Origin of the sequence: Ochrobactrum quorumnocens, assembly GCF_002278035.1 — a bacterium.
Classification (GTDB): Bacteria; Pseudomonadota; Alphaproteobacteria; order Rhizobiales; family Rhizobiaceae; genus Brucella; species Brucella quorumnocens.
Window position 1 is genome coordinate 1275764 of the sequence record NZ_CP022603.1, and the last position, 21991, is coordinate 1297754.

The following is a 21991-nucleotide window of genomic DNA, read 5'->3' on the forward strand; positions in this document are numbered from 1 at the left end:
CTTCGATCAGAAAGTGAAGTCAGATCAGACGTCATTTACGAAAATGCGCGGCGACAATATCAATCAGCTGAATCCCTGAATAATAGTCAATCCGAAAAGACGTGGCACCCAATGGGTAAACCTGTTTCTCCTTGACAGCAGGCAGATTGGCCAGAACCGGATCATTCAAAAAGGCTGTTACATCAGCATCGACGCCGCGCAGCAAAAACACGGTTTTGCCGGTTATAGCTGCGGACAGGTTCTCATGAGAAATGAAATCAAAATCGGAACTGCGCGTCACCTGCTTGGCCAGCGCTTCAGGCACCCCATCGACCTTGAAACCAAGCGCTTCAAGCAATTGCCCCTGCGCACTTGTTGCCTTACCAATCGAATAGCTGTTGCCGATATTATAACCGACAATGCTGACGGGTGCATCGGAGCGCGTTATGGTGGCGGCCGCTTTGGCTGCATAATCATTAAAGCGCGCAACCGCTGCCACAACCTCGTCTTCCAGGCCGGTAGCCTTGCCAAACTCGGCTGCAATATCCTGCCAGCTTTGATTGGAATAATTCACGACCATCGTTGGAATGCCCTGCGCTTTCAGCTCAGGATAATGCTGAAGAACACTGTCGGCACCCGTCGCTGATGCCACAACAAGATCTGGCTCCAGTGCAATAATTGCTTCAATATCGAAATCGAGGTTGGAATAGAGCACCTCAACACCGCGTTCATCCGCGACCTTTGCCCATTGCGAGAAAAAGCCCTTGTCGTCGGTCAACATGCTGGGTGTGGTCGCTGTGCTCGCGATAACCGGCGCATTGATCGCAAGCAGAATTCCGGTGAGGCTTGGAGCGGTCGAGACAATCCGCACAGGCTTTGACTTTAGCATCAGCTCGCCAGAATAGTGCTTGATCGTGCGGGGCCATTGATCATCTTGTGCCAGCGCGACCTTAAAAGACAACGCGAAGGCTGCAAGCATAATCAGGAATGAAAAGAGGATTTTCCAGGATTTCACGGTCGACCCTTACCTGAGATCGTTTTTCTGCGGTTCTGGCAAAGTGAAAGCACTCTGCTAAAATATGATTATTCCACTCCATATTGCAGAACGCATTCTGCAATGCAATACAGATCACTTGCCGCACACCGACGATTTCCACTGACTTGCCACTGGACCCAAAGCAAATGATGCATCGCCTTCACGCTGATACCGTGACGTTGAAATATGATGAGAGAACAGTCGCGACCGACTTGTCCGTGGCTATTCCTGATGCATCCTTCACGGTTATTGTCGGGCCGAATGCGTGTGGAAAATCAACACTACTCCGGGCTTTATCGCGGCTGTTAAAACCAACGTCCGGGAAGATCATTCTGGATGGTGGTGACATTTCAAGCCTACCCGCGAAGGAAACAGCGCGCCGGCTCGGTCTGCTGCCACAAAGCTCGATTGCACCGGAAGGGATTACGGTTGCCGATCTCGTTGCGCGTGGCCGTTACCCACATCAATCCTTCTTGCGGCAATGGTCCGAAGCGGATGAAGTGGCCGTGGCGCAGGCCATGGAAGCGACCAAGATCACCGAACTTGCAGACCGGCCTGTAGATGAACTTTCAGGCGGACAGCGCCAGCGCGTCTGGATCGCTTTGGTGCTGGCGCAAGACACGCCGATCCTGCTTCTCGATGAACCAACGACCTATCTCGATATCGCGCATCAAATCGAATTGCTTGATCTTCTAGCACAGCTTAACAAGCAGGGACGAACAGTCGTCGCTGTTTTGCATGAACTCAATCATGCCTGCCGCTATGCCTCGCATCTGATCGCAATGCGCGATGGCGCCTTGATTGCCCAGGGCAGACCTGCCGATATCGTCACGGAAAAACTGGTCGAAGACGTATTTGGCCTTACCTCCATCATCATCCCAGACCCGGTTTCCGGTACGCCACTCATCGTTCCGAAGAGCAGCGCGGCCTAGTGGATTGAATTTGACGTTTGAATCCCAATTGAGACATACGCTGCTTCAAACGTCAAATTCGAAAAATCCACTAGATTCATAAACTTGCTAGTGGTCTTCTTGATTCCGACATTTGTCCGATGCCTGTATCCGAGGGATGCAAATGTCGGAACCAGACCACTAGCTTTCCGGCATTTCAAGCTGCGTATCGACAATCAGGCCGCCTGTGGATTGATTGACCATGCAGGCTTCGTGAAAAAGCGCTCTGCGTTCTTCATCAGTGCGAAGCTGGCCAAGATCAGCGACCGTCGTCATGACGCAGACGATTTCGCCCTGAGCATCCAGTACAGGCGATGCCTGCCCGGTAACATTCGACAAAAGATGGCTCGTCATCTCCGACCAGCGGTCGCCACGCACCTTATCGAGAAGCGCTTTGGTCGGCGGCGTGCCACGAAAATTGGCAGGCTGAACCTTGCGAACTGCATCAATGCTGCTTTTCGGCAGGAAAGACTGAAAAACCAGACCACAGGCCGTATTATCGACCGGCAGCGTATCGCCAAGCGCCAGTGGATTTACCGAAAAATAGGCGCTGCGATACCATCGCACCAAAGTTGGACCTCTATCCGTCCAGATCGCCACGCCGCCGCTCATGGCATGACGCTGCGCCAGAGCTTTCATATGCTGCGCTGCGATTTCCACCGCATCGACACGCTTCAGCGCACCTATGCCGATGCTGAGCGCTGTCGGCCCAAGATCGTAAAATCCGCTGACAGGGTCCTGCTTTGCAAGCCCTTCCTTCACGAGACTTTGCATATAGCGATGCGCTGTCGATCCCCCTGTTCCTGCCCGCTTCGCAACTTCACCCAATGGAAGCTCGTTTTCGGCATTGGCCAGAATTTTCAGAAACCGTGCTGCAATTGATACCGACTGGATCGTGCCGGAGCGTTTATCTCCCGCAGTCTCAGCCTCATCAGCGGGAAACCCATCCTGTTCTTTCAAATGCTCCGCCTCCCGTCAGAATGGTTCCAGATTATAAAAACCATTCGATCATTCTGTTCCGCTTTGAGCGATGTTTAGCGTCAAGCTCACACAAAGTCATGTCTGGCATGAAACCTATTTCCATGAACGGGCGTCAAAACTCTGTGCTTCGCGCGCGCCATGCGGGCCGTGCGTTGCTAATGTGCAACATCGATAATCAGCTTGCACTCATACTGTATTGCGGTATGCATTCCTTATTGCGGAATCTAAATCATAGCGATAACAGAACATGACTTACACACTCATGTTTGGGGCGACCTATGAATATCCGTTCTACCCGTGGCTTTTTCTATAGTGTCAGCGCGTTGACGCTTGCGGCACTTACTGGATCGCCTGCCCTTGCGCAGGATGCTCAGCCGTCAGGCGAATCCAAAACATTGGTGCTCGATACGTTGGTCATTACCGGCGAAAAAGTCGCGCGTGATATCAAAAACACCGCATCATCTGTCACCGTGATTACCGCCAAGGAAATTGCTCGGGAAAAAACCGGCGATTCTTCGGTAGCGGAAGTGGTACGCGGAACCCCCAACGTCGTTTACTCCGATACAGTCGGCGCACCCGTTATTCGAGGTCAGGACAGCCAAGGCCCAAACAATGGTGCAACGGCCTTCTTTTCGGGCACCGTCCCCCGCGCGACGATCAATCTCGACGGCCATTATCTGAACTATAATGAGTTCATTTTTGGCTCTGCCCCCATCTGGGACGTCGACAGCATCGAAGTCTTCCGTGGCCCGCAAACCACATCGCAGGGTGCGAATGCAATCGCCGGTGCGATTGTCATCAACACCAAGGACCCGACATTCGAGCAGGAAGGCGCTTATCAGGTCGAGATTGGCAATTACAATGCCAAGCGCACATCTATCATGCTCAATACCCCGCTTTATAAAGACGAGATTGCTGGCCGTCTCGCGATTGATTATTCCGGTCGCGATACTTTCATCGATTATATCAATCCAGGCTTCTACTCGTCGGGCACCGATCACGATTTCCAGTCGCTGAACATCCGTTCAAAGCTTCTATGGCAACCTGCCGAAATCCCCGGCCTTGAAGCAAAGCTCACCTACTCTTTCAACAAGAGCAATCGCCCGACCTACGAGGCAGCCACACCTCTTTATTATGAGCTGGATTATAACGGCCAGAGTATGCCGACATGGGATCAGCGTACCAATACCGGCATTCTGGACGTCAGCTATGATTTCGATAATGGATTTAAGTTCTTTAACCAGACGCAATTTTCCGACTCCAGCGTCGAACGCTCGACAGGTATTGTAAACGGTGGCGATGCCAATATCGATCAGACCAATATTTCCAATGAAGCTCGCATTACCTATGGCGACCAGGAAGATGTCATCAGCGGCGTAGCAGGTATTTATTACGCGCACACCAAAACGGACGAAGCGCTTTATCTGCTGAATGCGAGCAATAAAACCGCCAATAATTATCTCTCGTCATTCGACGACAAGAAGACAAATCTCGGCCTGTTCGGTGAGTTAAGCTGGCGCATGAATGATCAATGGACCCTGACCGGGGGTATGCGCTACCAGCAGGATAACATTCAGCGTGATGGTGTTTCCGTCTATTCGTATGTGCCAGTCAACTTCGACGAAACCTTCTCGGCGTTCCTGCCAAAAGTCTCGCTGGCCTACGCTATCACGCCCGATCTGACAGTCGGCGGACTGGTGAGCCGCGGATATAATCCCGGTGGCGTGTCGCTCTATATGAACACGACCAACCCTGCATCGAGCAAGTGGAACAAATTCGACGAAGAAACTTTGTGGAACTATGAGCTATTCACGCGTGCTGAAGTGCTGGATAACAAGCTCGTTCTGAACGCCAACGTGTTCTACATGGACATGAAAAATGCGCAGTATAACATTCCAGTTGTCCTGCCGAATAACATCGTCCAGTCCTACACCATCAATGCCGAAAAAGCGCACGCCTATGGTCTTGAAATTGGTGCAGACTATCGAGTGCTCGACAATCTGACGCTCAAATCGAGTGCGGGCATTTTGCGCACCAAGATCGATGAGATTTCCAGCAATGCTTCGTATGAAGACAATGAATTCGCAAAGTCTCCCGGCTATATGCTGAGCTTCGGCGCGAGCTGGGATGTGACCGAAAAATTCAATGTTTCTGGCAATGTCCGCCATACAGACGGCTATTATTCAGACGTTGCGAACACGAAGGCTTACTGGGTCGGGGCCTATACGATTGCCGATGCCCGCATGAGCTATGATTTCACTGAGAAGTTCCAGCTCTATGGCTTTGTGAAGAACATCTTCAACGAACGTGCGCCAACGTCTCTGCAAGCAACGCGCGGCATCAGCGGAGCAACGACGCAAGCCAGCATGACCATGCCACGCACTTTCGGCATAGGCATCAAGGGCAGCTTCTGATCTCTTACTTTAGAGCGGCTCCAGTGAAGATTGAATCGTTGGAACCGCTTCGCACGTTTGGCGCAAATACTTCAATCAATCAAACCGTGGGCTTTTTGCTCGCGGTTTTTGGCTTAAAAACTGACGGAAATTGATCATGGCTTCTCGCAAAACGCTCCATATCGGCATGTCACTCGCTCCCACCTGGCTAAGTGGTGACGGCTGGCGACATACAAACAGCGATATTGAAGGTGTCTTCGGATCAGACTTTTATATCGATATTGCCAAACGTGCGGAAGCTGCCAAACTCGACTTCGTGTTTCGACCTGACAGTCTGTTTCTCAACAGTCCGATCATGGAGACAACGCCCGGCTTTGCCAGTCTGGACGCGACTTTGCTGATGGGAACACTTGCCCGCGAAACGTCAAAGATCGGGTTGCTTACGACCATTTCGACCACCTTCATGGCGCCATATGCGGTGGCACGGCAGGTTTCGTCGTTGCATCATCTAAGCAATGGGCGCGCAGGCTGGAACATCGTCACCGCACTTGATGGCAATGTAAATTTCGGCCTTGATGAGATGCCGACATCCGACGAGCGCTATGCGAAAGCGGCAGAATTTACCGAAGTCGTACGCGCCTTGTGGGAAAGCTTTCCCGGTTCGGCCCTCAAGCGCGACCGGGCTAGCGGAAACTATGCAGACACGGCGCGTATTCAGCCGATCAATCACGAGGGCGATTTCTTCAAAGTCAAAGGACCGCTCAACATTCCTTCGATTGAGAATGTGCCAATCCCGCTTGTTCAGGCTGGCGCCTCACCTGCCGGTCGCAGCTTCGCGGCCTCGGTGGCCGATGCAATCTTTTCCGCAACGCCGGACATCGATGTGGCCATCAATCTACGCAAAGACTTGCGTTCCCTTGCGCAATCTCATGGCCGCAATGAGGACGATGTGCGCCTGCTACCCGGCCTCAGCCTCTATCTCGCTCCTACACGCAAGGAAGCTGAAGAGCTGTTTTCTTATACCCACGCGCGTGGCAACCGCGCCCGCAAGATTGCCTATATTCGGGATATGACTGGTCTTGATCTCACAGACTGGCCGGAAGATCGATTGATCCGCCCGTCCGATTTACCACCGCCACCAGAAAAAGTGCGCAGCAAAACCCATGCCGGATTGCTGCAGCGCCTTCTGCAAAAAGAGACGCTCCGCCTTGATGATTTGCTCCGCCGATCGGAAGTTATCAGCGCGGCTCATTGGCAGATCATCGGAACGGTAGATGATGCGGTTGCGCAAATCCGCCAATGGTCTGAAGCTGGAGCGATTGACGGCTTCATCACCGCACCCGGCGGCTCGACATCGTCAATGCACATGGCACTTGACGAGTTGATGCCGAGGTTGAGCGAAGCGGGGCTTTTGCGATCTGACTATACCGGCAACACGTTCGCTCACCACCTGAGCGAATAGCTATCGGGCAAAGCTGAAGTCGAGGCCGATATCGAGGTTGGGCGCACTATGTGTCGTCCAGCCAACCGAGATAAGATCGACGCCACTTGCGGCGACAGTTGCAACCGTATCCGGGGTGATACCACCTGAGGCTTCAGCAATCGCACGACCACCGATGATTTTCACCGCTTCGCGCAATTGCGCGGGTGACATATTATCGAGCAGGACCGCATCGACGCCAATTGCCACTGCTTCATGCAGTTGTTCGAGTGTATCGACCTCAACTTCAATTTTGACCATATGCCCAGCATTCGCTTTGGCGCGCTGGATGGCTTCACCAACGCCGCCTGCAACTGCGATATGATTGTCTTTGATAAGCACCGCATCATAAAGCGCAAACCGATGGTTCATGCCACCGCCTGCCCGCACGGCATATTTTTGTAAAGCTCGCAGGCCCGGCATGGTCTTGCGCGTACACACGATTGCAGCCTTCGTGCCCTGAGCGGCTTTGACCAGATTGGCCGTTGCAGTGGCAACACCCGACATATGGCCGAGGAAATTCAGCGCGGTTCGTTCGGCTGCAAGAATGCTGCGCGACGAGCCGGACACGCGAGCGAGCGTCGTGCCCTCTCCCAGAAAATCGCCGTCATTGACCATTCGCTCAAAGGCAACCGAAGGGTCAACAAGCCGAAACGCCATTTCGGCAACGTCCAGGCCGGCAATGGCACCGGGCTGACGCAGGCTGAACACCATGGTCGAGTGATGACCTGATGGCACAACCGCATTGCTGGTGATGTCGCCCGCAAGTCCGAGGTCTTCAAGAAGTGTGGCCCGCACCAGCGGTTCGATGAGCAAAGGCGAAAGGCGTGGTAGATCCATCATGCGATCCTCGATAAAGGCTCAGCCAGAGCGATTTCGCGTGCAAGCAAAAAAGTCTGCTCGAATGTGTAATAGCTGCGCTCGGGTTGCGCGCTTTTCTCAGGATAATCTGTTCGGGCATGGCTGCCGCGCGACTCACGCCGCTCAAATGCTGCGACACTCATAATGAGTGCTACCGCAGCAGCGTCATCCGTCTGCGCGAGTGGCAGAAGTGCTGTAATCGCCGAACGCAAGCCGTCGTCATCGCGCAACAGACCCAAATGCCGGGAGGCAATTGATCGCACATAAGGCAGACTGGAAGATGGGCACTTGGCTTTCGAAACAAGCGGCAGCGTGGCAGCATGCGGCATAGTTGCAATAGCGCGGCCTGCTCGAAGACCCATGACGGCAGCTTCTAAAAGCGAGTTGCTCGCCAGACGATTTGCTCCATGCAGTCCGGTGCAGGCGGCTTCCCCCACAGCCCAAAGCCCCGCAAGGCTGGTGCGGCCATCGCTATCAGTTGCCACGCCGCCCATATGGTAATGGGTGGCAGGCCGAACCGGCATCACGTCGCAAGACGGATCGATGCCGTATTGTTTGCACAGCGCATCAATGCCGGGAAACCGCTTTGCAAAGCCTTTGTCCAATGATGCGCGTGCATCGAGAAACACTTTGCAACCTTGCGTTAGTTGCTGCCCAATTGCCCGCGCAACCACATCACGCGCGGCCAGTTCCTGTCCCGGAATATCCCGCATGAAGCGCTCGCCGCGATCATTGACGAGGATCGCCCCTTCACCACGCACAGCCTCACTGATCAAAGGCAAGCGCGATGCAGACACCGCCAAAGCGGTCGGATGAAACTGCACAAACTCCATATCGGCAAGCACGGCACCAGCACGCCCGGCTAGTGCTGCCCCTTGACCGAGATTGCCAAGCGGCGTGGTGGTCGCTTCATAAAGCCCACCGGCACCGCCTGTTGCTAGCACTACAGCACAGCCCGCAACGGGCCCAAAGCCTTCGAGATCAACACCCGCGATGCGCCCATCTTGCTTGATAAGCCGCAGCGCGCGGGTGTTTTCTTTAATTGTTATCGATGGGGTGGCGCGCCCTTTAGCGGCAAGCACGCGCATAATGCCTGCGCCCGTCGCATCGCCATCAACATGGACGATGCGTTGACGGCTGTGCGCTGCCTCAAGGCCAAGCGCATAAGATCCATCCGATTTTCGATCAAAGCGAACGCCATAATGTTCAAGCGCTGCAATCGCTTCGGGAGCAGCGTCAATTATGTCTTTTGCAACTGCGGCGTCGCAAAGACCAGCACCCGCTGCCAGCGTATCCGCCAGATGCAGAGCTGCGCTATCATCGTCACCAAGGCTTGCTGCGATACCGCCTTGCGCCAAAGGGCTTGAGCCATCGAACGCAAAGGTTCCCGCGGTCACCAGCATCACAGGTTGCGGCGCAAGGGTCAGCGCCGTCATCAATCCTGCGAGACCACTGCCGATAACAATCACAGGAGTGGCGCTCATACTGCAAGCATCCGTTCGACCGCGCGGCGTGCGGGCTCGGCAATAGCAGGATCAACTGTCACTTCATGGCGATTTTCTTCAAGCGCCTGGCGAATATTGGCAAGCGTGATCCGCTTCATGTGTGGGCAGAGATTGCAAGGCCGGATGAATTCGACCTCGGGATGATCGACGGCAACATTGTCGCTCATCGAACATTCAGTAAGCAGAACCACACGTTGCGGCTTCTTCTCACCGACAAAGTCAGACATGACAGCCGTTGACCCGGCAAAATCCGCAGCTTCTACCACTTCCGGCGGGCATTCAGGATGCGCCAAAACCATCACGCCGGGATGGTTTTCACGCAACTGTCGGATATCATCAGGGGTGAAGCGCTCATGCACCTCGCAATGGCCGTGCCAAGCGAGAATTTCCACATGGGTTTCACGCGCAATGTTCTGCGCGAGATATTCGTCGGGGATCATCAGCACACGCGGCACGCCAAGCGACTCGACCACTTTTTTCGCATTGCCCGATGTGCAGCAAATATCAGACGCTGCCTTAACCGCAGCCGAGGTATTGACATAGGTGATGATTGGCACGCCCGGATGCGCCTCGCGCAGAAGTGCTACATCTTGCGGTGTGATCGAATCCGCAAGCGAGCAACCCGCGGCCATATCGGGGATCAGCACAGTCTTTTTGGGGTTTAGCAGCTTGGCCGTCTCGGCCATAAAATGGACGCCGGCTAGCACAATCACATCAGCTTCAACATCAATCGCCTTGCGAGCGAGTGCGAGACTGTCTCCAACAATATCCGCGACGCAGTGAAAGATTTCCGGGGTCTGGTAATTGTGCGCGAGAATAACCGCGTTGCGCTTGCGCTTCAGCTCCAGGATTGCCGCGACATCGTCTTCGAAACCCATCCATTCGGCTTTGGGCAGCACCGACGCCACACGATCATAAAGCTTTGATACGGAAACGAATTCATTCATGGCGGCCTCCCGAGCAGCGCATAAAATTCCGCTGTTGCGGAATATCCAATTATACTCAGTATGAGTATTTCATAGATGCGCAGTTATACTCGATTCGAGTATATTGTCAATCACGAGAGATGGGGAGCTTTGTTCCTGCGAGATGCCGCTCAGAAAGCGCGCGTTCCTCAACAATCGAATAGCGGAAACGGAACAGTTTCGCCGGGCGACCACCGGTTTCACTGTCGCTTTCGCCGGTTTCTTCAACGAGATCCTGCTGTTCGATCAGACGGCGGAAATTCTGTTTATGCAGCCGCAATCCTGCCAATGCCTCAACGGTGCGCTGCAACTGCAAAAGGGTAAAACTGTCGGGCATCAATTCGAAAACAACCGGCCGATATTTGATCTTGGCCCGCAACCGCGCGATGGCTGTCGCAAGAATGCGGCGATGATCGGCAAACATGTGACGACCGTTTTCTTCGTCGCCCTTTCCGGCTTCGCTCACCAGACCGGCTTCATAGAGCAGTTCATAGCGCTGAAGCACAAGATCTTCATTCCAACGCTCGCCATTCAGTCCAAACGAAAATGCAATGCGCCGCAAGCGCTGCGCAGTCAGATCAGCAGATAGCGCCTGATGCGACCAGACCCGCAGACCATTGCTCAGATGACCAACGACCTCCGGCACGCCCTGTCGATGGTCTTCCCATGGCAGATAGTCATACCAGCCGCGCCAGCTGGCCTGCTGACCAGCCACATCGTCCTCGCGCACGAGGCCAAGATAGCTGATCGAAATCGTGCGTTCTCCCTGCCTGTGACGGTCGCGATCGGCAAATGTATAAAGCTGTTCGAGATAACCGACGGGATGTGCGGTTTCCGTCTGCACCCAGGCCCGCAACCCAGCCTGCAATGAACGGTGTTCCGTCTCAAATGGACCGGACGGCAAAGCCTGCCCTTGACGCACAGTCATGACACGCGGCTGCTCACCTGTGACAGCGGTCAAAACAGCGATCAGCTCGGTATGGGCAATATCGTCGGTCAATGCGGCAGTTTCTTTCTTTGCTCAACACCCAGAGGCGTAGAAAACCCCATGAATGGTTGTGCGTTGGATAACACATAAAATCAATTCAAAAGCTTAGCGTCGGCATCAGCTATCCGCCATAAAAAAACGCCGCCTAGTGGGCGGCGTTTCAATCAGACTAAAACTGTCGCAATTACGGCGTTACGTCGAAGCCGAACCACTTTTCGGAAAGCTTCTTGATCGTACCGTCAGCCTTGGCTGCTTCGATGGCTTCGTTGAACATTTTCTGAAGTTCAGGTTCGTTCTTACGGATACCAACAGCAACACCACGTCCGAGAATGCCGCCCTTGAAGTAAGGACCGGTCATGACGATGTCTTCATTGCCTGGCTTCTTGGCAGCATCGCTAAGATAGGCCAACGAAGCAACGATCAGATCGACGCGACCCGACTTGAGGTCAAGGTCATGCTGGTCGGTGGTCTTGTATTCGCGGATGTCAGTTGAATCCTTGAAATACTTATCGAGAAGGGTAAGGCCGAGCGAAGCGGTCTGAACACCAACAGTGCGGCCCTTAATTTCGGCAGCGATCTCGTCGATTGCCTTCTGGCTCGCCTCTTCATCTTTGGCAAGATAAAGCGTGTCGCCGGTGTGTGGCAGCTTGGCGAACGGGCTATCCTTTAGCGTTGCGAAGGTCTGTGGCGTCAGGCCGTAGGAAACCGTGAAATCGATGGTTTCTTCACGCTTTGGCGTCGCGGTCAGGCCAGCCATGATCGCATCGAACTTGCCAGCGTTGAGCGCCGGGATAATGCCGTCGAATGGCTGTGCAACCATGGTGCACTCGACCTTCATGCGGGCGCAGAGATCCTTGTAGAGATCAACTTCATAACCATCCAGCGTGCCATCTGGCTTGGTGAAGTTATACGGACGAAAAGCACCTTCCGTTGCGATAGTGATTTTGGTCCACTTCTTTTCTTCTGCATGAGCAGAAGCGGTGGTGAGAACCAGTGCAGAAACGAACAGGGCTTTGAACAATCCCAGGGGCTTCATTTGAATTACCTTACGCAGTTATTTTCTGACGCGCCTTGTGGCACAGATCAGCGTTGTTTGAAATAATCAGGCTGCATTTTCGTGGCTGATAAACTTGCGGAAACGCTCGGATTTCGAATTTCCGAACACTTCTTCAGGCGCGCCGTCTTCTTCGACCAATCCCTGATGCACAAACACCACACGATTGGACACATCCCGGGCAAAACCCATTTCATGGGTTACGACCAGCATGGTGCGGCCTTCTTCGGCCAGACCGCGCATAACGCGCAACACTTCGCCGACCAGTTCCGGATCGAGCGCCGATGTTGGTTCATCAAAAAGCATGACTTTCGGCTTCATGGCAAGCGCACGCGCAATTGCCGCGCGCTGCTGCTGACCGCCGGAAAGATGTGCAGGGTAGAAGTCACGCTTGTCTGCGATGCCGACCTTGGCCAAAAGTGCTTCCGCTTCTTCCACGCATTCAGCGCGCGAACGGCCCTGAACATAGATCGGCGCTTCGATGATGTTTTCGAGAATGGTCTTGTGGGACCAGAGATTGAAGCTCTGGAACACCATGCCAAGCTCGGATCGAATGCGCGAGACTTGCTTCTTGTCTGTCGGATAGGGTTCGCCCTTTGAATTCTTCGCCATGCGAATAGTCTCGCCCGACACGGTAACCGTACCCGATGTCGGGATTTCCAACAGATTGATGCAACGCAGGAAGGTTGACTTGCCGGAACCGGAAGAGCCGAGGATCGAGATCACTTCGCCTTCGCGTGCTTCAAGTGAAATACCCTTGAGCACTTCATTGGCGCCGAAGCTCTTGCGGAGGTTTTCGACTTTCAGAGCCACATTCGTCTTAATCGCGGCATTTGGAGATACGACTTTACTCACGATGTTTTTCCTTCGGTGGTGATCTTGACGACGGGCTGGCGCAGATATGGCGTCAGCTTGTATTCCGCAAACATCAGTGCGCGCGTCAGAACGAAGTTGATGGCGAGATAGATGGCACCCGCAATGACGAATACCTCAATCGCACGATAGGTTTCCGCGATCAGCTTGGCGGCGATGCCGGTCACTTCCATCAGTGTAATGATGGAGGCCAACGAGGTTGCCTTGACCATGGAGATCATTTCATTGCCATAACCGGGCAGTGCCTGACGGATCGCCAGTGGCATAACGATACGGCGGAAGCAGGTGAAACGCGACATGCCGCAGGCTTTAGCAGCTTCGATCTGACCGCTTGGTACTGACAGAAGGCCGCCACGAATGATTTCGCTGGCGTAAGCCGCGTTATTCAAAGTCAGCGCAATGATCGCACACCAGTAAGGTTCACGCAGGATCGGCCACAGGAACGAGTAGCGGATGACCGGGAACTGGCTCAGGCCGTAATAGATGATGAAGATTTGTACCAGAAGCGGCGTACCGCGAAACACGAACACGTAGAGACGGGCAATCCAGTCAAGAACAGCGATACCCGACAGACGCATCATGGCAAAAAGCAGTGCCAGAATTGCGCCAAACACGATCGAACTTGCAGCGAGCTGCAACGTGAGTGGCACGCCACTCAACATCTGCATGAAGGCTTCAGAATAAAATTCGAGGTTCATTTTGCCCTCCTGACGCCACGCGAGAAGTGGCGTTCAGCTCTTTGCAGGATGGTGCCTGAAACCGATGAAATCAGCAGGTACAACGCACCGGCAATGAGATAGAAGTTGAACGGCAGACCGGTCGATCCGGCACCGATCTGTGACTGACGCAGAATATCAACCACACCGACAACAGAGATCAGTGCAGACTCCTTGAGTGCCACCTGCCAGACATTGCCGAGGCCCGGCAAAGCGTGACGCAACGCCAAGGGAGCAATGATACGGCGGAACTTGAGCGCCTGTCCCATGCCACACGCGGAGGCTGCTTCAAGCTCACCTTTGGAAACCGCCCGGAATGCACCGCGAAACACTTCCGTATGATGCGCGCCGCAGGAAATGCCGATTGCCAGCACACCCGCGAGAAATGCCGGAAAGCCGACAAAGCCTTGCGCGCCAAACATCCGGCCTATCGCAGTAACAGCAGCACTGCCACCGAAATAAAACAGATAGATCACCAGCAGATCAGGAATGCCGCGGATGATTGTGGTGTAACCATCGGCAATACCGCGCAGCGCAAGACCACCCGAAATCTTCGCCCAGGCTGCAAACACGCCGATGATTGCGCCAAGAAGAAAGCCCAAAACAGCAAGCGACACGCTCACCAGTGCGGCCATCATCAGCACATGGCCCCAGCCATCCGGCCCGAAGCTTAAGATATCGAGAAAGGCCTTCATGATGCATCAGGCCTTGTGGGGCATAAGGAAATGAACGTCATATTGTTTTCCGGAAATCTCTTTTAGGCTGGTGCTTCATTTAGAGCGCGTCTTTATATTTTGATCGAACACGCATCTTAGTCCTAAAACCGTTTCTCACTTTTCGGGACGCACTTTTGCAGAAACAGGCAAGGCGGGCTGAACATTATCAGGGATAGGATTCACAAAAACTGCGCCGTCGAGCTTTTTCTCATGATCTTTTTTGGCTCTCGCGATCTCCTCCGGATTGAGGAAAAGCTCGATAGCCGTACTTCCCATAATCTTTGCCGCATGTGCCATGCCTTTATGCGCCGCAGGCAGTTTACCCTGCGCCACCATCTGCCATGAATGAAGCGGCGTACCGATTGCACAAGTTGCGCCTCGCATCTGCACAGTCGGAACAACCCAGCTTACACTTCCCACATCAGTCGAGCCGACGAGCGAATTATCGCCCTTATAAAGCTCATAGACGCCTTCGCAAAGCGCAAGTTCTGCCTTGGGTTCAACACCGAACCGGCGGAAAGCATCGGAAATATCTTCTTTTGACAGTGTCGCCTGAAACCGCTGCGCGGTTTCGCGGTCCTGCTCATCAAAAATTGGCGGTCCAAGGCGATCAAGCTCGCGCTGCATCAGTTGTTCCAGCGGTGCATTGCCAACGAGATTGGCATCACCGCTGACGATCTCGCTCTTGACCGAAGTTTCCGTCATCAAGGCAGCGCCTTCGGCGATCTTTTTAACCCGCTCAAGCAGAACCTGCATCTCCGGCAGGTTTCGCGCGCGGATCAGATAGCGCACACTAGCTTTGGCTTGCACGACATTGGGCGCAAAACCACCCGTAACGGTGACAGCATAATGAATGCGTGCCGAAGACGGCATATGCTCGCGCATATAATTGACGCCGACATTCATCAGCTCGACCGCATCAAGCGCACTGCGTCCAAGATGGGGTGCTGCAGCTGCATGGGCGGCGCGACCCGTGAAGTGGAAATTGATTTCGTTACAGGCCAGTGAAACCGGATCGTTTACACCAGCAAAAGGTGCCGGGTGCCAGCAGAAAGCAATATCGACATCGTCGAACAGGCCTTCGCGCACCATGAAACCCTTGGCCGATCCGCCTTCTTCGGCAGGACAACCATAATAGCGCACGCGGCCCTTGATGCCGTTGGCAGCAAGGTAATCCTTGACCGCTGCAGCTGCCAGCAAAGACCCCGAACCGAGCAGGTTATGACCACATCCGTGACCATTACCGCCGGCTTCAATCGCCCGTTCTTCAGCAACACCGGCAATCTGGCTCAGCCCTGGAAGCGCATCGAACTCACCCAGAATAGCGATGACCGGCCCCTCGTCGCCCGCCTCGCCCATTACAGCGGTTGGTAGGCCAGCAATGCCGCGCTCTACGCGAAAACCTTCCGCCTGCAACATGGCTGCATGTGCGTCGCTGGATTTATATTCTTCGTAGTTCGTTTCCGGGTTGTCCCAAACCGTATCGCTCAGTTCGAAATAGGCGGCGCTTTTCGCGTCGACGATATCCCAGATGTCGTGGTGGTTTTTCAACTTGGGGTTCACGCTCTCGGCTCAGGTTTTAACATTTTGGACGGAAGAAGCAGATCAAGGACAATAGAGAAGACCTGCATTCTGGCTTCTGCTTTATCGGCTTTTATGACTGAAACAATCCAATCTGACTGCTGCCACAGAAGAGAGCGCTCCTCCCGAGCTGTACCTAGAGGTACTCTAAACTTGTGGCAACAGATATAAGTGAAATTGCTCAAAAGCCTCATTATAATCGACATTATGGCCAGCAAGAGTTGCCGGATTGATAAGCATTTGCGCAAACACGAGTTCGAAACCTCTTGTAAGGGAAGATCGATAAGTCCCCGACTGGAGGCCGCGCCGGTGAGAACCAGCACAGCCTCCGATGGGTAGGCGAGCGCTTTCGAGCTCAGCTTCATCCATGTCTCGTGCGCAAAAATTCAAACATTGAACTGAAAGCCATCAACCGTGAATGCTTGTCCCGTGATGAAACAAGGCTCGGAGGTCGCCAGAAAAGTTACAAGACGGGCAACATCGTCAGCACAGCCGAGCCGTCCCAACGCAATACCCCTGATAACCTCATCTGCACGTTCAGTGACATTCGTATCAATCTCGGTACGAATGACGCCGGGGCAAATAGCATTTACAGCAATGTTTGGTCCCAGCTCCTTGGCAAGGGAACGAGTCATGCCAAGGATACCGGCCTTTGCCGCCGCATAAGCGAATTTGCTGACTGCAGCCGTCACGCCGCCCGAATAGGCATTCAGTGACGACATCGAAACAATCCGGCCACCGCCCTGCTTCAGCATATGTGGTGCGCTATGCTGAATGTAATTGAAACAGCTTTTCAGATTGATCGCGATGGCGCGGTCGAACTCGTCTTCCGAAATATCAAGAATGCCAACAGGCGCGGAACGCCCGGCATTGTTGAGAAGGAAATCGACGCGACCAAACGCAGCCACCGTTTCGGCGACAACTTCGCCAGCCCGCTTATGGCTTGAGACATCCGCAACACATTGCAGCGCACGCACGCCAAGGCTTTCGATTTCGGCGGCCGTATCCGCCAGTTCCGCCTCCAGCAAATCGACCAGTGTGACGTGATATCCGGCACGTGCCAGATCAAGAGCACAAGCCTTTCCGATGCCTCGTGCGCCTCCGGTGACGATGGCAACCTTGTTTTCAGTGTTCATTTCAAAACGTGCTCCTTTTGTGTTGCCATGTGATGGTATGTCTGTCACATTATTCCACAACAGGAATTTGGTTCACATATATGAACATTGAAAATAGTGGCGAAGTGAAATCCGCGGTCCGGGTTCTCGAAATCCTCGAGTTCCTTGCTCGCGCCCATAAACCGGTGACGCTGAAGGCAATCGTTGCGGAGCTGGGTTATCCCAAGAGCAGCACCTTCAATCTGCTCGCAACTCTAGTGGCACGCGCCTATGTCGTTCGCGACGACACTGAATCCTATAAAATTCACGATACTTTCCGAAACGGCCCCGGCTGGTGCAGCGGCAGCGACGCCTATCTGATAGCCACCGCACAGCCGATCATGGACGCCATGCGCGACAGCGAAGGAGAAACGGTGTTTCTCGGTACGCGCCGCAAGGATGGCCGGGTCAAGCTTCTGGCAAAGAGTGCCAGCCATCAGGTGGTACGCTTCGATTCCGACCTTACTGGCTCTGATCCTGCCTACTGCACGGCAATGGGACGCGTTCTTCTCGCACATTGGCAGCCGGAAAAGACTGCAAGCTATCTCGCAAAAGAGCGCATTATCCCGTTGACCGACAAGACGGTTATCGACCGCGTGCAGATCCGCCGCATCATCGACGCTGCGCGTGAAGCTGGTTACGCAATCTGCGATGAAGAGGCAGTCATTGGCGGCTCGGGCGTTGCTGCGCCCGTCTTTGATGCCAGCGGCGAAGTTATCGCCACACTCAATATGGCAACGATCTCATCGCGCTTTACCGCCTGCCGACAGCGCATGATCGACGCAGTGGTCAAACATGCCGCCGAATTGAGCGCGCGCCTCGGACACAAACCATCCACAACAGACAAGCAGTAAAATGGATATTCATTTCAAAGAAAAAAGAGTCCTGGTCACTGGGGCCGCAAGGGGAATTGGCCGTGCAATATGCGAGGCGTTTGCCGCCGATGGCGCATTTGTAACGGCAACCGATGTTCTTGACGACGAACTTGCAAGCCTTGTGAGCGAAGCGCGTCCTGCACGCGGCGGATCGATCCGGGCAGTTCATCTTGATGTCACCGATGAGGCCGCAATTGCCAAACTGGCAACTGACGCCGAAGCCGAAGGCAGTTTCGACGTTTTCGTGCATGTTGCAGGCGGCGTTCTGGGTCAGAAAAAACGCCCGCTGGAAGACGTTCCGGCAGCAGACTGGGATCGTATTTATGACATCAATGTGCGCGGAGCGTTTCTCGTTGCGCGCGCCATTGTTCCAGCGATGAAAAGCCGTGGCGCAGGCAAAATGGTCTTCATTTCAAGTGGTGCCGGCCTGGGCGTAAGCCTGACCGGAATTCAGGCCTATGCCAGCGCCAAGGCGGCTCTCATCAGCCTCGCGCGCCAGCTCGGCCATGAACTCGGACCTTTTGGCATCAATGTGAATGCCGTCGCACCCGGCTTCCTGCGCACAAGCCCCGATTATGAGCGCCAATGGGCGTCTTATGGAGAAGATGGTCAGGCCGCCATGCTCAATGAAATTCCGCTGCGCCGGATCGGGTTGCCGGAAGATATCTCAAATGCCGTGCTGTTCCTCGCTTCCCCCTATGCGAGCTGGATCACCGGCCAGACTTTGTCGGTCAGTGGAGGACCAACATCATGACAACCGAAGCACTCGTTCCAACATGGACATGGCCAGAAGAACGGCTGCAAACCATCATGAATCGCGCCCGCGCTGGTCGCAGCCTGAAGCCATCCGCGTGGCCAGAAGGTGGCAAATGCGCGGTGGGCCTGTCGTTTGATTCTGATCACGATACGTTTGAATTACGCGATGGCGGCAAATCCATTTCAGCACTTTCGCAAGGCCAGTTTGGACCAAGACAAGGCATTCCACGCATTCGCGAGCTTCTGCGCAACAACAGCATTCCTGCGACATTCTTTGTACCGGCGGTTTCGGCGATACATTATCCCGAAGAACAGCGCGCGCTGATCGATGAAGGACATGAAATTGCGCTTCACGGCTGGATTCATGAGCGCAATGCTCTGCTTGATGGCGATACAGAACGCGATCTTCAGCACCGTTCCGCAGATGCGCTGGAAAAGATTACCGGCGTTCGTCCTGTAGGCATCCGGACACCATCCTGGGACTTCAGCGATAACACGCTGCAAATCACAGCCGACATGGGCTTGATTTATGACTCGTCCCTGATGGCCGATGTCGATTGCTACGAGCTATTGCTAAACGGCGAGCCGTGTGGCGTGACCGAACTACCTGTCGAATGGATTCGCGACGATGCCGCCTATCTGGTTATGGATCGTTGGGGTGGCTTGCGTCCGCAAATTGCGCCGCATGATATTCTGCAGATATTCATTCGCGAGTTCGATGCAGCCTATGAAGAAGGCGGGATTTTCCAGCTGACCATGCATCCCGACATCATCGGTCATCGTTCCCGCATATGGATACTCAAAGAGTTGATTGGCCACATTCGCCAGCACAAGGATATCTGGTTCGCAACCCATGCCGGCATTGCGCGTTATGCGACGCTAAATAGCTGATAAGAATAGTATTTTCTTGTCACAGTTTTGCACCTGGTCCGGGATTCGGACCGGGTGTTTCTGTGTTGCCTGACAGCATGAATTCGCTCATAAAATCAGAATGTTATTCATATATGTGAACCAAATTCCGCTTTTCATCGCTAGATTGCAGGTCCACACTGATTGGTGAGACGGGTGCGAAAATTAGTTCTCAGAAGAAGAGCGCATCCCAACATGGGTAAGGCATTTCCAGCAAAAGTGCGGAGCGTTTTTGCGTCGGATGGTGCGTAAAAACAAATATTGGGACGCGGTTTCCAAGGTTTCAATCTCAACAAGAACCGCGCCAAAAACGAGGGAACTATGTTCAAAAAAATCGCAGCTATCAGCCTGTGCACACTGTCCGTTCTTTACAGCGGCAGCGTACTTGCTAAGGAATGGAAATCCGTGACCGTTGGCGTCGAAGGTGCTTTTCCGCCCTTCAACCTCACCACACCCAGTGGCGAACTTCAGGGACTTGATCTTGATGTCATCAAGGAAGTCTGCAAGCGCGCCGAACTCGATTGCACAATCGTGGCACAAGACTGGGACGGCCAAATCCCGTCGCTTCTTGCTGGCAAATTCGATGTGGTCCTGACAATGGGCCCTAATCCAGAGCGCCGTAAGGTTATCGACTTCTCCGACCCTTATGTGATCACGCCCAATACATTCCTCGTGCCCGCTGAAGGTCCACTTGCCAATCTCCCGCATTCCGGCGAGAGCCTTAACACCGATACCGAAGAAGGCAAAAAAGCCCTCGCGGACCTCAAGGAAGCGGTAAAAGGCACGACACTCGGCGCGTCGCTTTCAACCAGCCAGCTGCAATTTGTCGAGCAGAATTTCGGCGATGTCGCTCAGGTCCGCTCATACAAAGGCTCCGAACAGGTCAAGCTTGATCTACAATCCGGTCGCCTCGACGGTCAATATGACAACGTCGTCTTTGCGCGGGATCGTGCGGAGAAAAGCAATGGCGCGCTCAAGATCACCGGTCCGCTTCTTGTCGGTGGCATTCAGGCGACAAATGTTTGCATTGGCCTGCGTAAGGATGAACCTGAACTTAAAGCCAAGCTCAATAAGGCACTTGGCGAGATGCAAGCCGACGGCACGCTCTCGAAAATGTCTGAAAAATGGTTCTCTATGGATCTAAGCCCAAAGGGCTGATCTCTTAATAAAATCGCAAATATTAGAGCGCGCTGTTTTCACAGCGCGCTTTTTTATAAATTAGAAATTCCAATCTTCGTCTTCGGTCGCGACAGCTTTGCCGATGACGTAAGACGAACCAGAGCCTGAGAAGAAGTCATGGTTTTCGTCAGCGTTTGGTGACAGTGCTGAGAGGATCGCCGGATTGACTTTGCAGGCCTCTGCCGGAAACAGCGCTTCGTAGCCCAGATTCATCAATGCCTTGTTCGCATTATAATGCAGGAACTTTTTCACGTCCTCGGTCAGGCCAACGCCATCATAAAGTGCCTCGGTGTAACGCACTTCATTGTCGTAGAGCTCCAGCAAAAGATCGAAGGAAAAATCCTTGATTTCCTGCTTCTTTTCTTCGCTGAGTGTCTCAATGGCGCGCTGGAACTTATAGCCGATATAATAACCATGCACGGCCTCATCACGGATGATGAGACGGATGAGATCGGCCGTATTGGTAAGCTTGGCACGGCTCGACCAATACATCGGCAGATAAAAGCCCGAATAAAACAGGAAGCTTTCCAGAAACACGCTGGCGATCTTCTTCTTCAGCGGATCGTCAGAGCGATAATTATCGAGAATGAGTTGCGACTTCTTCTGCAGGAACTCGTTTTCTTCCGACCAGCGATAAGCGTCATCAACGTCTGGCGTCAGACACAGTGTCGAGAAGATCGACGAATAGGAACGCGCATGAACCGCTTCCATGAAAGAGATGTTCGACAGAACGGCCTCTTCATGTGGCGTTGCGGCATCATCCATAAGCTTCACCGAGCCGACGGCATTCTGGATCGTGTCAAGAAGGGTCAGGCCGGTGAAAACGCGGATAGTGAGCTGCTGCTCTTCCGGCTTCAACGTTTCCCACGACTGAATGTCGTTCGACAGCGGCACTTTTTCCGGCAACCAGAAATTGCCGGTCAGACGGTTCCAGACCTCAAGGTCCTTATCGTCATCGATGCGGTTCCAGTTGATAGCGCGCACGAGACCAGGCTTTTTGGAAGGGTTGGATTTGAATTGCATATTCATTGGTTTCACCT

Annotated in this window: 20 protein-coding genes; 7 read left to right on the forward strand and 13 right to left on the reverse strand. The window is 53.7% G+C overall.

Features of this window, described 5'->3' with window-relative positions:
- Positions 1 to 31: 31 nt before the first annotated feature.
- Positions 32 to 994, reverse strand: coding sequence for a Fe2+-enterobactin ABC transporter substrate-binding protein (gene fepB, locus CES85_RS06020; protein ID WP_244923164.1), 963 nt, complete (start codon positions 992 to 994; stop codon positions 32 to 34).
- A gap of 167 nt (positions 995 to 1161) precedes the next feature.
- Between fepB and CES85_RS06025 the strand changes: the two genes are divergently transcribed.
- The gene (locus tag CES85_RS06025) at positions 1162 to 1947 is read left to right on the forward strand and encodes an ABC transporter ATP-binding protein (protein WP_095445727.1); all 786 of its coding nucleotides are present in this window, start codon (positions 1162 to 1164) and stop codon (positions 1945 to 1947) included.
- A 159-nt stretch (positions 1948 to 2106) separates the two neighbouring features.
- Here CES85_RS06025 and CES85_RS06030 read toward each other — a convergent pair whose 3' ends face one another.
- The gene (locus CES85_RS06030; protein ID WP_095445053.1) at positions 2107 to 2925 is read right to left on the reverse strand and encodes an IclR family transcriptional regulator; all 819 of its coding nucleotides are present in this window, start codon (positions 2923 to 2925) and stop codon (positions 2107 to 2109) included.
- Between the two features lie 299 nt (positions 2926 to 3224).
- Here CES85_RS06030 and CES85_RS06035 point away from each other — a divergent pair, with 299 nt between their 5' ends.
- Positions 3225 to 5360: a TonB-dependent receptor gene (locus tag CES85_RS06035; protein ID WP_095445054.1), complete on the forward strand. Its 2136-nt coding sequence runs from the start codon at positions 3225 to 3227 to the stop codon at positions 5358 to 5360.
- 136 nt (positions 5361 to 5496) lie between these two features.
- A complete protein-coding gene (locus CES85_RS06040) occupies positions 5497 to 6801 on the forward strand; it encodes an NtaA/DmoA family FMN-dependent monooxygenase (RefSeq protein WP_095445055.1) in 1305 nt (434 codons plus the stop codon).
- Here the strand turns inward: CES85_RS06040 and nadC are convergent, their stop codons facing one another.
- The 10 genes from nadC to CES85_RS06095 form a co-directional block, all read right to left on the reverse strand.
- The gene (nadC, locus tag CES85_RS06045) at positions 6802 to 7659 is read right to left on the reverse strand and encodes a carboxylating nicotinate-nucleotide diphosphorylase (RefSeq protein ID WP_095445056.1); all 858 of its coding nucleotides are present in this window, start codon (positions 7657 to 7659) and stop codon (positions 6802 to 6804) included.
- Positions 7659 to 9164: an L-aspartate oxidase gene (locus CES85_RS06050; RefSeq protein ID WP_095445057.1), complete on the reverse strand. Its 1506-nt coding sequence runs from the start codon at positions 9162 to 9164 to the stop codon at positions 7659 to 7661. The genes nadC and CES85_RS06050 overlap by 1 nt, the downstream gene beginning before the upstream one ends.
- Positions 9161 to 10132: a quinolinate synthase NadA gene (gene nadA / locus CES85_RS06055; protein ID WP_095445058.1), complete on the reverse strand. Its 972-nt coding sequence runs from the start codon at positions 10130 to 10132 to the stop codon at positions 9161 to 9163. The genes CES85_RS06050 and nadA overlap by 4 nt, the downstream gene beginning before the upstream one ends.
- A 106-nt stretch (positions 10133 to 10238) precedes the next feature.
- Entirely contained in the window at positions 10239 to 11150 is a 912-nt protein-coding gene (locus tag CES85_RS06060; RefSeq protein ID WP_095445059.1) for an NUDIX hydrolase, read from the reverse strand.
- Positions 11151 to 11322: 172 nt separating this feature from the next.
- The gene (locus tag CES85_RS06065) at positions 11323 to 12174 is read right to left on the reverse strand and encodes a transporter substrate-binding domain-containing protein (RefSeq protein WP_095445060.1); all 852 of its coding nucleotides are present in this window, start codon (positions 12172 to 12174) and stop codon (positions 11323 to 11325) included.
- A gap of 66 nt (positions 12175 to 12240) precedes the next feature.
- On the reverse strand, positions 12241 to 13047 hold the full coding sequence (locus CES85_RS06070) for an ABC transporter ATP-binding protein (RefSeq protein WP_095445061.1): 807 nt from the start codon (positions 13045 to 13047) through the stop codon (positions 12241 to 12243).
- Complete coding sequence (locus CES85_RS06075) at positions 13044 to 13763, reverse strand: ABC transporter permease (RefSeq protein WP_095445062.1); 720 nt, start codon at positions 13761 to 13763, stop codon at positions 13044 to 13046. The genes CES85_RS06070 and CES85_RS06075 overlap by 4 nt, the downstream gene beginning before the upstream one ends.
- On the reverse strand, positions 13760 to 14476 hold the full coding sequence (locus CES85_RS06080) for an ABC transporter permease (RefSeq protein WP_095445063.1): 717 nt from the start codon (positions 14474 to 14476) through the stop codon (positions 13760 to 13762). The genes CES85_RS06075 and CES85_RS06080 overlap by 4 nt, the downstream gene beginning before the upstream one ends.
- Positions 14477 to 14611: 135 nt before the next feature.
- Positions 14612 to 16060: a M20 family metallopeptidase gene (locus tag CES85_RS06085; protein ID WP_095445064.1), complete on the reverse strand. Its 1449-nt coding sequence runs from the start codon at positions 16058 to 16060 to the stop codon at positions 14612 to 14614.
- 404 nt (positions 16061 to 16464) lie between these two features.
- Positions 16465 to 17214 (reverse strand): SDR family NAD(P)-dependent oxidoreductase, encoded by a 750-nt coding sequence (locus CES85_RS06095; RefSeq protein ID WP_095445066.1) that lies wholly within the window; start codon positions 17212 to 17214, stop codon positions 16465 to 16467.
- 80 nt (positions 17215 to 17294) lie between these two features.
- On the opposite strand from CES85_RS06095, the gene CES85_RS06100 reads away from it, so the two are divergent.
- The 4 genes from CES85_RS06100 to CES85_RS06115 all read left to right on the forward strand — a co-directional run bounded on the left by CES85_RS06100 (position 17295) and on the right by CES85_RS06115 (position 20930).
- A complete protein-coding gene (locus CES85_RS06100; RefSeq protein ID WP_095445067.1) occupies positions 17295 to 18086 on the forward strand; it encodes an IclR family transcriptional regulator in 792 nt (263 codons plus the stop codon).
- A gap of 1 nt (position 18087) precedes the next feature.
- A complete protein-coding gene (locus tag CES85_RS06105; protein ID WP_095445068.1) occupies positions 18088 to 18861 on the forward strand; it encodes an SDR family NAD(P)-dependent oxidoreductase in 774 nt (257 codons plus the stop codon).
- A complete protein-coding gene (locus CES85_RS06110) occupies positions 18858 to 19754 on the forward strand; it encodes a polysaccharide deacetylase family protein (protein ID WP_095445069.1) in 897 nt (298 codons plus the stop codon). The genes CES85_RS06105 and CES85_RS06110 overlap by 4 nt, the downstream gene beginning before the upstream one ends.
- Positions 19755 to 20093: 339 nt before the next feature.
- The gene (locus CES85_RS06115) at positions 20094 to 20930 is read left to right on the forward strand and encodes a transporter substrate-binding domain-containing protein (protein WP_095445728.1); all 837 of its coding nucleotides are present in this window, start codon (positions 20094 to 20096) and stop codon (positions 20928 to 20930) included.
- Between the two features lie 60 nt (positions 20931 to 20990).
- Here CES85_RS06115 and nrdF read toward each other — a convergent pair whose 3' ends face one another.
- Positions 20991 to 21980 carry a class 1b ribonucleoside-diphosphate reductase subunit beta gene (gene nrdF / locus CES85_RS06120; protein ID WP_095445729.1) on the reverse strand — a complete coding sequence of 330 codons (990 nt, stop codon included), beginning with the start codon at positions 21978 to 21980 and terminating at the stop codon, positions 20991 to 20993.
- Positions 21981 to 21991 lie beyond the last annotated feature (11 nt).

Bases quoted from the DNA above. Each gene is read 5' to 3' on its own strand.
- CES85_RS06025 (WP_095445727.1), top strand. From the start codon at position 1,162: ATGATGCATCGCCTTCACGCTGATACCGTGACGTTGAAATATGATGAG.
- CES85_RS06035 (WP_095445054.1), top strand. From the start codon at position 3,225: ATGAATATCCGTTCTACCCGTGGCTTTTTCTATAGTGTCAGCGCGTTG.
- CES85_RS06040 (WP_095445055.1), top strand. From the start codon at position 5,497: ATGGCTTCTCGCAAAACGCTCCATATCGGCATGTCACTCGCTCCCACC.
- nadC (WP_095445056.1), bottom strand. From the start codon at position 7,659: ATGGATCTACCACGCCTTTCGCCTTTGCTCATCGAACCGCTGGTGCGG.
- CES85_RS06050 (WP_095445057.1), bottom strand. From the start codon at position 9,164: ATGAGCGCCACTCCTGTGATTGTTATCGGCAGTGGTCTCGCAGGATTG.
- nadA (WP_095445058.1), bottom strand. From the start codon at position 10,132: ATGAATGAATTCGTTTCCGTATCAAAGCTTTATGATCGTGTGGCGTCG.
- CES85_RS06065 (WP_095445060.1), bottom strand. From the start codon at position 12,174: ATGAAGCCCCTGGGATTGTTCAAAGCCCTGTTCGTTTCTGCACTGGTT.
- CES85_RS06075 (WP_095445062.1), bottom strand. From the start codon at position 13,763: ATGAACCTCGAATTTTATTCTGAAGCCTTCATGCAGATGTTGAGTGGC.
- CES85_RS06080 (WP_095445063.1), bottom strand. From the start codon at position 14,476: ATGAAGGCCTTTCTCGATATCTTAAGCTTCGGGCCGGATGGCTGGGGC.
- CES85_RS06095 (WP_095445066.1), bottom strand. From the start codon at position 17,214: ATGAACACTGAAAACAAGGTTGCCATCGTCACCGGAGGCGCACGAGGC.
- CES85_RS06100 (WP_095445067.1), top strand. From the start codon at position 17,295: ATGAACATTGAAAATAGTGGCGAAGTGAAATCCGCGGTCCGGGTTCTC.
- CES85_RS06105 (WP_095445068.1), top strand. From the start codon at position 18,088: ATGGATATTCATTTCAAAGAAAAAAGAGTCCTGGTCACTGGGGCCGCA.
- CES85_RS06110 (WP_095445069.1), top strand. From the start codon at position 18,858: ATGACAACCGAAGCACTCGTTCCAACATGGACATGGCCAGAAGAACGG.
- CES85_RS06115 (WP_095445728.1), top strand. From the start codon at position 20,094: ATGTTCAAAAAAATCGCAGCTATCAGCCTGTGCACACTGTCCGTTCTT.
- nrdF (WP_095445729.1), bottom strand. From the start codon at position 21,980: ATGAATATGCAATTCAAATCCAACCCTTCCAAAAAGCCTGGTCTCGTG.